This window comes from Streptomyces sp. FH025, assembly GCF_017427025.1.
Taxonomy (GTDB): domain Bacteria; phylum Actinomycetota; class Actinomycetes; order Streptomycetales; family Streptomycetaceae; genus Kitasatospora.
This window is the reverse complement of record NZ_JAFLNG010000169.1, coordinates 1-12253: the sequence shown is the minus strand read 5'-3', so window position 1 is coordinate 12253 and position 12253 is coordinate 1. Positions and strand designations below refer to the sequence as shown.

Sequence of the window (12253 nt, the reverse complement as noted above, 5' to 3'; positions counted from 1 at the left end):
CGTCGAAGCCCCGCCCGCGCCGCTGGTCCCGCAGGAGCGCGAGCGCCAGGCGCTGCGCGGCAAGGCCCTGGAACAGCTCAACAAGGGCGCCGTCGCCAAGGCCGCCGGCAAGCGGGCCCCGGCCAAGGTGAAGGTCGGCAACGACTACGTCCAACTCGCCCACCAGCGCACGGACAAGGTCTTCGTGATCCTCGCCCAGTTCGGCGACGAGGTCGACAACACCACCCAGTGGAACGGCCAGCCCCGCTACGGCGGCACCCCGGGCCCGCGCCACAACCAGATCCCCAAGCCGGGCAAGGACGACAACCACACGCTGTGGGAGCCGGACTTCGGCCGCGACTACTACCAGAAGATGTTCTTCGACGACACGCCCGGCGCGGTGTCGATGCGCAACTACTACCGCACCCAGTCCTCCGGCCGGTACGACGTCGAGGGCACCGTCAGCGACTGGGTCACCGTCCCGTACAACGAGGCCCGCTACGGCAGCAACAAGGGCCCCCAGGGCTCCGGCGCCTGGACCCAGGCCCAGGAGTTCGTCCGGGACGCCCTCAAGGCCTGGTACGACGGCGAGATCGCCAAGGGCCGCAGCGTCGCCGACATCAAGGCGCAGCTCGCCCAGTACGACGTCTACGACCGCTACGACCACACCAAGACCGGCGAGTTCAACCAGCCCGACGGCTACCTGGACAACGTCATCGTGGTGCACGCGGGCGTCGACGAGACCTGGGGCGGCGGCGCCCAGGGCTCCGACGCCCTGTGGGCGCACCGCAGTTGGGCCTTCCCCGACGCCACCGGCCGGACCGGCCCGGACGGCAACCGGATCGGCGGAGCGCCGGTCGGCGACACCGGGCTGTACGTCTACGACTACGTCCAGGCGGGCGAGAACAGCGGCGTGGGCCTGTTCGCCCACGAGTACGGCCACAACCTCGGCCTGCCCGACCTGTACCCCACCAACGGCGGCGACAACAGCGTCAACTTCTGGTCGCTGATGTCCTCCGGCTCCTACCTCGGCAAGGGCCCCAACACCACCGGCGGCTACCCCGGCGACCTCGACGCCTGGAGCAAGCTGCAGTTCGGCTGGCTCGACTACGACGAGGCGCAGGCCGCCACCCGCTCCACCCACGCCCTCGGGGTGAGCAGTTACAACACCGACCTGGCCCAGGCCGTCCTGGTCCACCTCCCGGACGGCACCACCAGCACCGACCTCGCCGACCCGTACGAGGGCGGCAAGCAGTGGTGGAGCGACACCGGCGACAACCTCGACAACTCGCTCGCCCGCGACGTCGACCTGCGCACCGCCGCCGGCCCGGCCGCCCTGGACGCCGCGGTCTGGTACGACACCGAGCAGGACTACGACTTCCTCACCGTCGAGGCCTCCACCGACCAGGGCAAGCACTGGACGCCCCTGGGCGGCACCGTGGACGGCGCGCCGATCGGCAACACCAACGCCAACACCCCTGGCCTGAGCGGCAGTTCCGTCAGCTACCGGAAGCTGCACATCCCGCTGGACGGCTACCTCGGCCAGCAGGTCCGGCTGCGGTTCCACGTCGCCTCGGACAGCAACACCCACGGCAAGGGCGTGCTGGTCGACGCCGTGAAGCTCACCGCCGGCGGCACCGAGCTGTTCGCCGACGGCGCCGAGAACGGCCCGAACGGCTGGACGGCCAACGGCTTCACCGTCATCACCGGCCGCACCGCCGTCAAGCAGCACCCGCGCGCCTACCTCGCCGAGAACCGCCGTTACACCGGCTACGGGGCGTTCCTGAAGACCGGCCCGTACAACTTCGGGTACGGCGGTGTCGCGGGCAAGGCCAACGTGGTGGACAACTACCCGTACCAGGAGGGCGTCCTGCTCTGGCTGTGGGACACCTCCTACGGCGACAACAACACCAAGGACCACCCCGGCGGCGGGCTGATCCTGCCGATCGACGCCCACCCGACGCCGATCCGCTTCGCCGACGGCAGCCTGGTCAACGGGCGGGCGCAGACCTTCGACGCGCCGTTCTCGCTCAAGCCGACCACCGCCTTCACCCTGCACAAGGGCGGGGTCGCGGTGCGGATCCCGTCCGAGCCGGCCGTCCCGGTGTTCAGCGACCACACCGGCGCGTACGGCGACCCGGCGACCCCGCAGCTCGCGGTGAAGGTGCCGGACACCAACACGAAGATCGAGGTGGTCCGGGAGACCCAGGGCGGGCGGGTCACGACCGTCCGCGTCGGCCCGGCCTCCTGACCGGTCCGTAGGCGCGCGAGAAGGCCCCGGATCCCCCCGACGAAAAGGGATCCGGGGCCGGTCCTCGTTCCGCGCTACCGCGCCCGGCGGGCGGTGAGCGCGGCCGTGCCCACCCCGAGCAGGGTGATCACGGCGATTCCGAAGGTCATGTACCGGGCCGAGGCCAGCAGGTCGTCCCCGCCCAGGCTGATCAGCGTCCCGGCCAGTGCCGACACCACCGCGTAGGAGATCAGCTGGGTGGTGTTGAGCGCGGCGGCCGCCTTGCCGCCCTCGACCGGGTCGGTGCTGCTGCTCATCGCGGCCACGCTCAGGTGCGGGAAGGCCAGCCCGATGCCGGTGCCGGCGACGAACAGCACCACCGCCCAGACCACGATCCGCGCCCCGGTGGCGTCCCCGGTCTGGAGCAGCCCGTAGGCCAGCAGGCCCACGGTCAGCACCACCGGGCCGGTACGGATCGCCCTGGCCCGGCCGCGCTCCGAGGTGATGTTCACGCTGAACAGCTGGGCCGAGGTCCAGCCGGCCGAGATGGCGGCACCGAGGAACCCGGCCACCAGCGGGCCGAGCCCGCCCAGGCCCTGGCCGAACAGCGGGATGAAGTTCTCCGGGATCACGCCGCCGCACAGCACCGCGACGGTCAGGTAGAGCCACTTCAGGCCGTTCCCGGCCCGGTAGGTCCGGTGCGGCAGCACGGTTGCCGTGCCGCGCCGCTCGGCCAGCGCGAAGCCCGCCAGCAGCACCAGGCCCGCCACGATGCAGGCGCCGGTGGCCCAGCCGCGCGGCACGGTGGAGCTCACGCTGAACGCCGCCGCGGCGAGCGTCAGCAGCACCAGCGAGGCCAGCGGCACCCGTCCGGCGCCCGCCCCCGAGCCCGTCGGGCCCGGCAGCACCCGGCGGGCCAGCAGCGCCAGCACCAGCGCGGCGACCAGCAGCAGGACGTACGCCAGGCGCCAGGCGCCGAGCTGGGCGAAGAGCCCGCCGAGCGAGGGCCCGACCAGGGTGCCGACGCCCCACATCGCGGAGACCAGCCCGGCCGCCCGGGTCCACAGCCGCTCGGGCAGCGCGCTGCGGATCACGGCGTAGCCGAGCCCGGCCACCAGCCCGCCGCCGAGGCCCTGCACCACCCGGCCGAGGATCAGCGCGGCCATCGACGGGCTGGCCGCGTTGAGCACCGCTCCGGCGCCGAAGACCAGGAAGCCCAGCACGTAGGCGCGCGCGGCCCCCAGCCGGTCCAGCAGGCGGCTCACCAGCATCGAGGCGATCACCGCCGCCATCAGGAAGCCGGTGGCCACCCAGGCGTAGTACCGCTCCCCGCCGATGTCGGCGACGATCGAGGGCATCAGCGCGGCGGTGAAGTACAGGTTCATCGCGTACAGCGCGACGCCGCCGGCCAGGATCGAGGCGGCGGCCGCGTACCGGCGGGAGAGGAGTTCGCGCCAACCGCCGTCGGCCCCGGAGGGTATCGACTCCGGTGGGTAACTTCCCTGCTCAGCAGTGATAGTGGCGTTCTTTACGGCAGATGATTCGGTCACGTCCGGTACGCTAGGACTTCAACAGAACTTGAAGTCAAGGAGCCGCCATGACCACCGCACCGGTCGATCTGCTGAGCGTCGGCGAGGTGGCCCGGCGGGCCGGTATCGCCACCTCGGCGGTGCGCTTCTACGAGGACCAGGGGCTGATCTCCTCCGAGCGGTCGGCGGGCAACCAGCGCCGCTACCGGCGGCACGTGCTGCGCCGGATCTCGCTCATCCTGGTCGCCAAGCGGCTCGGCATCCCGCTCGCCGAGGTCGCCGAGGTCTTCGCCGGCCTGCCCGAGGACCGGATGCCGGGCAAGCACGACTGGGAGCGCATCTCCCGGCGCTGGGCCGAGCAGCTGCACGCCCGCCGCACCGAACTGGAGCGACTGGAGGCCGAGTTGACCGGCTGCATCGGCTGCGGCTGCGTGTCGCTGCGCCGCTGCCGGGTGCTCAACCCGGGCGACGAACTCGCCACCGAGGGGCCCGGCCCCCGGCTGCTGCTGCCGGCCGACGAGCAGCAGTAGGGCCCGTCCGGCGGATCTCGCCGGACGGGCCCTACGGGAGTGGATCCCGGTCGGACGCAGCCCTCGTGAGGTTCCCCGCCGCGCCCGACCGGGGGTTCGTGGTGGCCACTCCGGAGTGGTGGCTATCCCGGAGTGGTGGCCACTCCGGAGTGGTGGCTACTCCGGGAAGTGGCAGGCCGCCTCCCGGCCGCCCGTGACGCCGGTAGCCGCACTCGCGCCGCCCGCGGTGCCGCTCCCGACGATCCGCAGCAGCGGCCGCTCCGTCCGGCAGATCTCCTGCGCCTTCGGGCAGCGCGGGTGGAAGCTGCACCCGGCCGGCGGGTTGGCCGGGCTCGGCGGGTCACCGAGCAGCACGATCCGCTCCCGCGCCCGCTCCGCCGCCGGATCCGGCAGCGGCACCGCGGAGAGCAGCGCCTTGGTGTACGGGTGCGCCGGGTTGCCGTACACCTGGGCCTTGTCGCCGATCTCGACGATCCGGCCGAGGTACATCACCGCGACCCGGTCGCAGACCCGCTTGACCACCGAGAGGTCGTGCGCGATGAACACGTACGCCAGGCCCAGCTCCTGCTGCAACCGCTCCATCAGGTTGACCACCTGGGCCTGGATGGAGACGTCCAGCGCGGAGACCGGCTCGTCGGCGATCACCAGCTTCGGCGAGGTGGCCAGCGAGCGGGCGATGCCGATGCGCTGCGCCTGACCGCCGGAGAACTCGTGCGGGTAGCGGTCGAGGTGCTCGGGGATCAGCCCGACCAGCTCCATCAGCTCGGCCGCCCGCTTGCGCGCGCCCGCCGCGCTCTCACCCTGGACCAGCAGCGGCTCGGAGATGATCCGGGCCACCGTCTGCCGGGGGTTCAGCGAGGAGTACGGGTCCTGGAAGACCATCTGGAGGTTCCGCCGGTGCGGCCGCAGTTGGGCCTGGGAGAGGCCGCCGATCTCGGTGCCGTCGAAGGTGACGGTGCCCGAGGTCGGGTCCAGCAGCCGGACGATCATCCGCCCGGTGGTCGACTTTCCGCAGCCGGATTCTCCGACCAGGCCCAGCGTCTCCCCCGCGCCGAGGTCGAAGCTCACCCCGTCCACGGCCCGGATCGGCGCTCCGGCCCGGCCGGAGCGGCTGCGCCGCCCGGGGAAGGTCTTCACCAAGTCCCTCACGGACAACAATGGTTGGCTGGTCACAGCGCTCCCTCCGGCACCAGCGGCAGGTGGCAGGCGGCCTGGTGGCCGGGGCCGAGCGGCCCGAGCAGCGGACGCTCCGCCAGGCAGCGGGCGTGCTCCTCACCGGACGCCGCGGTGGTGCGTGCGCAGCGCGGGGCGAAGGAGCAGCCGGGGGCGGGGGCGATCAGCGACGGCGGGCTGCCGGGGATGGCCCGCAGCGGGGCGTCGTCGGTGTCGTCCAGACGCGGCAGCGAGTCCAGCAGGCCGCGGGTGTACGGGTGCGCCGGGGTGGCGAACAGCCGCTCCACCGGGGCCTGTTCGGCCGCCCGGCCGCCGTACATGACCAGCACCTCGTGGGCGACCCGGGCGACCACGCCGAGGTCGTGGGTGATCATCACGACGCCGAGGCCGCGCTCCTGCTGGATCCGGGCGATCAGGTCGAGGATCTGCGCCTGGACGGTGACGTCGAGGGCCGTGGTGGGCTCGTCGGCGATCAGCAGCTCGGGTTCGCAGGCCAGCGCCATGGCGATCATGACGCGCTGGCGCATGCCGCCGGAGAACTGGTGCGGGTACTCGTCGACCCGGCGGGCCGGCTCCGGGATGCCGACCTCGGCCAGCATTTCGATGGCCCGGGCCCGGCCGGCCTTGCGGCCCGCCTTGAAGTGCACCCGGTAGTGCTCGGCGATCTGCTCGCCGACGGTGTAGAAGGGGTGCAGGCTGGACAGCGGGTCCTGGAAGATCATCGCGATCCGCCGGCCCCGCACCGCGCCCAGCTCCCGCTCCCCCAGCCCGTTCAGCTCCTGCCCGTTCAGCCGGATCGAGCCGGTGACGGCGGCGCCGCGGTGCAGGCCCATGACGGCGAGCGAGGTGACGGACTTGCCGCTGCCGGACTCGCCGACCAGACCGAGGGTGCGCCCGGCCTCGACGGCGAAGGAGATGCCGTCCACGGCCCGGACGGTGCCGCGCGGGGTGTCGAAGGCGACCTTGAGGTCCTCGACCTCCAGTAGGCTCATGCGCCCACCTCGCTTCGCTCGGCAGTTGCTTCGCCAAATGCGCGCCTTTTAACGGTTCGCTCGCTCCGCTCGTTCACGGATCAGTACCTCACTCTCGGGTCGACGAACGCGTAGAGCACGTCGACCAGCAGGTTCGCCGCGACGATGAAGAAGGCCGCGAGCAGGGTGACGCCGAGGATGACGGGCTGGTCGGAGCGGCCCAGGCCGTCGTAGAACAGCCGGCCGACGCCGGGCAGTCCGAAGATCGACTCGGTGATGACGGCTCCGGCCAGCAGGCCTCCGAGGTCCATCCCGAAGATGGTCAGGATCGGCGTCATCCCGGCGCGCAGCCCGTGCTTGACGGTGACCGTGCGCGACGGCAGCCCCTTGGCCCGGGCGGTGCGGATGTACGGCTCGGCCATCGCCTCGATCATCGAGTTGCGGCTCTGCCGGGCGTACATCGCCGCGTACAGCAGGGCCAGCGCGATCCAGGGCAGCAGCAGGTTGGAGGCCCACTCGAAGGGGTTCTCGGTGAACTTGTGGTACGAGGGGTAGGGCAGCAGCCCGGCCGTCCTGACGACGCCCCAGATCAGCATGATCGAGGTGAAGTAGACCGGCAGCGAGGCGGTGCCGACCGAGAGGACCATCAGGGTCTTGTCGACCGGCTTGCCCTTGCGCAGCGCCGAGGTGACGCCCGCGCCGAGGCCGAGGACCAGCCAGAGCACGGCCGCGCCGAGGGCCAGCGAGATGGAGACGGGCAGGCGGTCGGTGAGCAGGTCCCAGACCGGCAGCCCGTACTCGTAGGAGTAGCCGAGGCAGGGGAAGCCGCAGTGCACCGCGCTGGGGCCGCTGCCGTAGTCACGGCCGGCGAAGATGCCGCCGAGGTAGGCGAGGAACTGGTCCCAGACCGGCTTGTCCAGGCCCATCGCGGCCTTGACGTCGGCGAGCCGCTCGGGGCTGCACGTCTTGCCGCAGGCGGCGGCGGCCGGGTCGTTCGGCAGCAGGTAGAAGATGGTGAAGGTGATGGCGCAGATGGCGAGCAGGATGCCCACCACGCCGAGCAGTCGGCGGCCGAGGTAGAGGATCACGACCGGCCTCCCCGGGGGTCGAGGATGTCGCGCAGCGCGTCGCCGAGCAGGGTGAAGGCGAGCACGGCGAGGAACAGGAAGGCGGTCGGGATCAGGAAGTACGTCGGGTCGGTCTCGTAGTGCACGATGCTCTCGGCGATCATCTGGCCCCAGGACGCCGTCGGCGGGCGGACGCCCACGCCGAGGTAGCTGAGCGCGGCCTCGGTGGCGATCATGCCGGGGATGAGCAGCGTGGTGTACGCGATGATCGGGCCGGAGACGTTCGGCAGGATCTCCCGGGTGAGGATGCGCCAGGAGCGCGCCCCGCCGACCTTGGCGGCCTCGACGTACTCGCGGTGCTTGAGCGAGAGGGTCTGGCCGCGCACCACGCGGGCGATGCCGGGCCAGGTGAACAGGCCGATCACCAGGGTGATCAGCAGGATCCGGTTGACGTCCTTGGCCACCGACATCATCGCGATCATGAAGATCAGCGAGGGGAAGGACATCGTGAGGTCCATCAGCCGGGACAGCAGCGTGTCGACGCGCCCGCCGAAGTAGCCCGCCGCGATGCCGGCCAGGGTGCCGGTGACCACGACGACGGCGGTCGCGGTGAACGCGATCAGCAGCGAGACCTGACCGCCGTGCAGCACCCGGGCGAACAGGTCGCGCCCGGTGATCGGCTCGACGCCCAGCCAGTGCCGGGTGCTGATGCCGCCGAAGTCGCCCCGGGGCATGCCGCCCAGGTACGAGTCGATGGCGCGTTTGTCGAACTCCTCGGGGGACCAGCCGCCGAGCGAGCTCAGCGGGCCCGCCAGGGCGGAGGCCAGGATCAGCACGCCGACCGTGATCAGGCCGAACCGGGCCGAGCCCTTGGCCCACAGCTGGTCCCAGACCAGCCGCCACGGCCCCCGCCCGGCACTCTTCTTGGCGCCCTCCGCCGTGGACTCGGCCACGGCGGAGGGCTCAGTGGTGGTACTCATCGGTGTCGGTCCCTCACTTGCCCTTGGCGGGGTCCTTGAGGCCGACCGTGGCCAGGTCGAGCATTCCGGCGAAGCCCGAGTTGCCGAAGGCGCCGGCCACGTTCGTGCCGACCAGCAGGGGGCGGCGCTGCCACATCAGCGGGACGGCCGGGGCCTTCTTCATCAGGTCCTCGTCCAGCTGCTGCCAGGCCTTGTTGGCCTCGTTGATGTCCGTCATGGCCGCGATCTGGTCCATCCGGTCCATCGTGGCCTGGTCCTTGAACTGGCTCCAGTTGCCCTGGTTGCCCTTCTCCTTGATGGTCCGTCCGTCGAAGATGAACGGGAAGAAGGTCGCGGCGGACGGGTAGTCCGGGCACCAGCCGTTGATGGTCAGCTCGGGGGCGTTCTTGGTGTCGCCGAGGGTGTCGGTGAAGGCGGACGGGTCGACCGTGTTGACGGTGACCTGGATGCCGGACTTGGCCAGCGACTGCTGGATCGTCTCGGCACGGGTCTTGTCACCGAGGGAGACGGTGATCGACACCTTGAGGTCGGTCTTGCCGGCCTCCTTCAGCAGGGCCTTGGCCTTCTCCGGGTCGCCGGTGGCCGGGATCTTCAGCGGGTCGGCCTTGGTGCCGCCGGTCAGCGACGGCGGGAGGTAGGAGGTGGCCACGTCCGCCATCGCCGGGCCGCCGAAGGCCGTCACCTGCGCCTCGCGGTCGACCGCCCACATCATCGCCTCGCGCACCTTCGGGTCGTCGAAGGGGGCCTTGGAGGTGTTCAGGTAGAGCATGTCCGTGCAGCCGGTCTGCTCGGCCGCCATGCGGGCCTTGACGTCCGGCTTGGGCAGCACCTTGGCGACGGTCTCGTGCTGCATCCAGGGCATGTTGATGGCGTTGGCGTCGGCGCCGTCGCTGGCGATGATCCGGTCGTCGGCCTGGCCGCCCTTGATGCCCTGGGTGACCACGACCTTGTCCGGGTACGCCTTGCGGACGGTGTCGGTGGACTGGTCCCAGTTGGTGTTGCGGACCAGCACCAGCTGCTTGCCGCGGTCGTAGCTCTCGATCTTGTACGGGCCGGAGGAGAACGGCCGGGAGTCGTACTGGGTGCCCTTCTCCTGGGACTGCGGCACCGGGGAGAAGGTCGGGAGGGTGACGGTGTCCGAGAACTCGGCGACCGGGCGCTTCAGGTGGAAGACGATGGTCTTGTCGTCGGGGGTCTCGATGCTCGCCAGGTGCTCGCCGCCCAGCGGGCCCTTGTAGTTCTCGCCGCCGGCCATGTACTGGATCGCGTAGTCGGGGCCGCCGGTGAGGTCCGGGGAGAAGGACCGCTCGACGTTGTACTTGATGTCGGCGGACTTGATCGGGGTGCCGTCCTCGTACTTGAGGCCGTCCTTGAGGGTGAAGGTCCACACCTTGCCGCCCTCGGAGGACTTGCCGAGGTCGGTGGCGAGGTCCGGGACGATCTCGCTGCCCGCCGCGCCCGGCTCGGACTTGAAGGTGGTCAGGGTGCGGTAGATCAGCCGGGTGCCGAAGTCCATGTGCGGGACGGTCCAGTTGCGGGCCGGGTCGAGGTGGGCGAAGTCCTGGTTGGTCAGGACGGTGAGGGTGCCGCCCTTGACCGGGGTGCCGCCGATGATCGAGCCGGACGCGGCGCCCGGGCCCTGGCCGTTCGAGGGCCCGGCGTCGCTGCCGCTGTCGCTCTTGTCGTTCTTGCAGGCCCCGAGGCCGAGGGTGAGGGTCGCCGCGAGGGCCGCCGCGAGGGCGGCGTGGGTGCGCCTGGTCATGTGCAACTCCGCTGTGGGGGGCCTGCCGTGAAGCCCGTGGTCCGCCCCGGCTGGTGGTCCGGGGCCCGCCGGAGAGGGCGGCCGTCGAGATCTGGCCGCTCCGCGGTGTGACCCGTAACATAGTAATGTGAAATTGCACTGCACAAGGGGTGACGGCTGCCGTTACCGAGCTGTGTCCGTGCCGCACCTCCCCAGCCCCGTCTAGGAGTTCACCGGTGACCCTTCCCCCGACCGGCCTCAACACCGGGAGCCACGACCTCCCGGTCTCCCCCGCCCTCGAAGCCTTCATGGGCACCCGCTGGGCCGCCACCCCGCTCCCCGCCGACCAGCGGGTGCCCGGCTACGACCGCTTCCCCGGACGCCGCGCCCGGCTCTCCGCCGCCTTCCCCGGCGAGCGGCTGATCGTCCCGGCCGGGCGCCTCAAGGTCCGTGCCAACGACCTGGATTACCGCTTCCGCCCGCACAGCGCGTACGTCTGGCTCACCGGCCTCACCGGCGAGGACCAGGCCGACCACGTCCTCGTCCTCGAACCGACGGGGCCGCACGGACACGAACCGGTCCTCTACCTGCACCCCCGATCCCCGCGCAGCGGAGGGGAGTTCTACCGCGACCGCCGCTACGGCGAGTTCTGGGTCGGCCGCCGCCCCGACCTCGACGAGTCCGCCCGGCTCACCGGACTGCGCGTCGAACACCTCGCCGACCTGGACAAGTTGCTCGCCGGACCGCAGCCGACCACCCGGGTGCTGGCCGGCACCGACCCGGTCGTGGACGAAGCCACCGGGCGCCCCGGCCCGTTCGCCCTGCCCGACGGCGAACTCGCCGCCGTCCTCTCCGAGTTGCGCCTGATCAAGGACGAGTGGGAGATCGGGCAGCTGCAACTGGCCGTCGACCACACCGTCACCGGCTTCGAGGACGTCGTCCGCGCCCTGCCCACCGCACTGCGCCACCCCCGCGGCGAACGCTGGATCGAGGGCGTCTTCGACCTGCGCGCCCGCGCCGAGGGCAACGGCACCAGCTACACCACCATCGCCGCCTCCGGCGCCCACGCCTGCGTCCTGCACTGGATCCGCAACGACGGCGCCCTCGACCCGAACTCCCTGCTCCTGCTGGACGCCGGCGTCGAGACCGACACCCTCTACGCCGCCGACATCACCCGCACCCTCCCCCTCAGCGGCACCTTCTCGCCGGTCCAGCGCCAGGCCTACGAACTCGTCCTCGCCGCCCAGAGCGCCGGCATCGCCGCCCTGCGCCCCGGCGCCCGGTACCGCGACTTCCACCGCGCCGCCATGCGGGTCATCGCCGAAGGCCTCGCCGACTGGGGCGTCCTGCGCATCCCCGCCGAAGAGGCCCTCGCCGAGGACAACGGCCTCTACCGCCGCTACACCCTCTGCGGCAGCGGCCACATGCTCGGCCTCGACTACCACGACTGCGCCAAGTCCCGCGCCGACCGCTACCTCGACGGCACCCTGGAGGAGGGCATGGTCCTCACCGTCGAACCCGGCCTCTACCTCCAGCCCGACGACGAGACCCTCCCCGTCGAACTCCGCGGCCTCGGCATCCGCATCGAGGACGACCTGGTGATCACGGCCGACGGCGCCCGCCTGATGTCGGGCGCCCTCCCGAGGACGGTCAAGGACGTCGAATCCTGGATGTCCACCCTCCTCAGCTGAGCCCCGCGGCCGGAGCGGACGATCAAGCCACCTTGATCGTCCGCTCCCCCCTGCGAACGGAGACCTCGACCTCGCCGCCGATGGCAGCGGCGTACGCCCGCAGGTTCTCCAGGCTGTCCACCTGCCCGTGCTCAATCTGCGACACCCGGGCCTGACTCACGCTCATCGACGCGGCCACCTGCTTCTGCGTTAGCCCCACCCTCCGTCGCAGCTCGGCCAGTTCATGCCCACAGATTCGTGACGCTGCGCCCCTGGGCCCGTCGGCGCCAGGCACCCTCTCAATGCCCGATGTTCACGCCTCCCGCGCGGCCTGCCACAGGTCCGCGACGATCTGCTCCGCCGGGCCCGTGCGGGCCAGGTGG

Annotated in this window: 10 protein-coding genes; 3 read left to right on the top strand and 7 right to left on the bottom strand. The window is 71.6% G+C overall.

The window, feature by feature from the left end:
* Positions 1–2230 (top strand): immune inhibitor A domain-containing protein (locus J0670_RS14735; protein ID WP_207812009.1); only part of this gene is annotated, 2230 nt, incomplete at its 5' end.
* A gap of 74 nt (positions 2231–2304) precedes the next feature.
* Here the strand turns inward: J0670_RS14735 and J0670_RS14730 are convergent.
* Positions 2305–3759: an MFS transporter gene (locus J0670_RS14730; protein WP_207812008.1), complete on the bottom strand. Its 1455-nt coding sequence runs from the start codon at positions 3757–3759 to the stop codon at positions 2305–2307.
* A 47-nt stretch (positions 3760–3806) separates the two neighbouring features.
* Between J0670_RS14730 and soxR the strand changes: the two genes are divergently transcribed.
* Positions 3807–4268: a redox-sensitive transcriptional activator SoxR gene (soxR, locus tag J0670_RS14725; RefSeq protein ID WP_207812007.1), complete on the top strand. Its 462-nt coding sequence runs from the start codon at positions 3807–3809 to the stop codon at positions 4266–4268.
* Between the two features lie 156 nt (positions 4269–4424).
* On the opposite strand, the gene J0670_RS14720 is transcribed toward soxR, so the two are convergent.
* The 5 genes from J0670_RS14720 to J0670_RS14700 form a co-directional block, all read right to left on the bottom strand.
* Positions 4425–5441 carry an ABC transporter ATP-binding protein gene (locus tag J0670_RS14720; RefSeq protein WP_207812006.1) on the bottom strand — a complete coding sequence of 339 codons (1017 nt, stop codon included), beginning with the start codon at positions 5439–5441 and terminating at the stop codon, positions 4425–4427.
* Positions 5438–6433, bottom strand: a complete 996-nt coding sequence (locus tag J0670_RS14715; protein WP_207812005.1) for an ABC transporter ATP-binding protein — start codon at positions 6431–6433, stop codon at positions 5438–5440. The genes J0670_RS14720 and J0670_RS14715 overlap by 4 nt, the downstream gene beginning before the upstream one ends.
* An 80-nt stretch (positions 6434–6513) precedes the next feature.
* Positions 6514–7500 carry an ABC transporter permease gene (locus J0670_RS14710; RefSeq protein WP_207812004.1) on the bottom strand — a complete coding sequence of 329 codons (987 nt, stop codon included), beginning with the start codon at positions 7498–7500 and terminating at the stop codon, positions 6514–6516.
* Positions 7497–8459 carry an ABC transporter permease gene (locus J0670_RS14705; protein ID WP_207812003.1) on the bottom strand — a complete coding sequence of 321 codons (963 nt, stop codon included), beginning with the start codon at positions 8457–8459 and terminating at the stop codon, positions 7497–7499. Before J0670_RS14705 ends, J0670_RS14710 begins: the two co-directional genes overlap by 4 nt.
* Positions 8460–8472: 13 nt before the next feature.
* Positions 8473–10221, bottom strand: a complete 1749-nt coding sequence (locus tag J0670_RS14700) for an ABC transporter substrate-binding protein (RefSeq protein WP_207812002.1) — start codon at positions 10219–10221, stop codon at positions 8473–8475.
* A gap of 215 nt (positions 10222–10436) precedes the next feature.
* On the opposite strand from J0670_RS14700, the gene J0670_RS14695 reads away from it, so the two are divergent.
* Complete coding sequence (locus J0670_RS14695) at positions 10437–11891, top strand: aminopeptidase P family protein (protein WP_307806528.1); 1455 nt, start codon at positions 10437–10439, stop codon at positions 11889–11891.
* 22 nt (positions 11892–11913) lie between these two features.
* On the opposite strand, the gene J0670_RS14690 is transcribed toward J0670_RS14695, so the two are convergent.
* The gene (locus tag J0670_RS14690; protein ID WP_307806527.1) at positions 11914–12165 is read right to left on the bottom strand and encodes a helix-turn-helix domain-containing protein; all 252 of its coding nucleotides are present in this window, start codon (positions 12163–12165) and stop codon (positions 11914–11916) included.
* Between the last annotated feature and the right edge of the window lie 88 nt (positions 12166–12253).

Coding starts and splice junctions, on each gene's coding strand:
- soxR (WP_207812007.1), top strand. CDS start 3,807: ATGACCACCGCACCGGTCGATCTGCTGAGCGTCGGCGAGGTGGCCCGG.
- J0670_RS14715 (WP_207812005.1), bottom strand. CDS start 6,433: ATGAGCCTACTGGAGGTCGAGGACCTCAAGGTCGCCTTCGACACCCCG.
- J0670_RS14705 (WP_207812003.1), bottom strand. CDS start 8,459: ATGAGTACCACCACTGAGCCCTCCGCCGTGGCCGAGTCCACGGCGGAG.
- J0670_RS14700 (WP_207812002.1), bottom strand. CDS start 10,221: ATGACCAGGCGCACCCACGCCGCCCTCGCGGCGGCCCTCGCGGCGACC.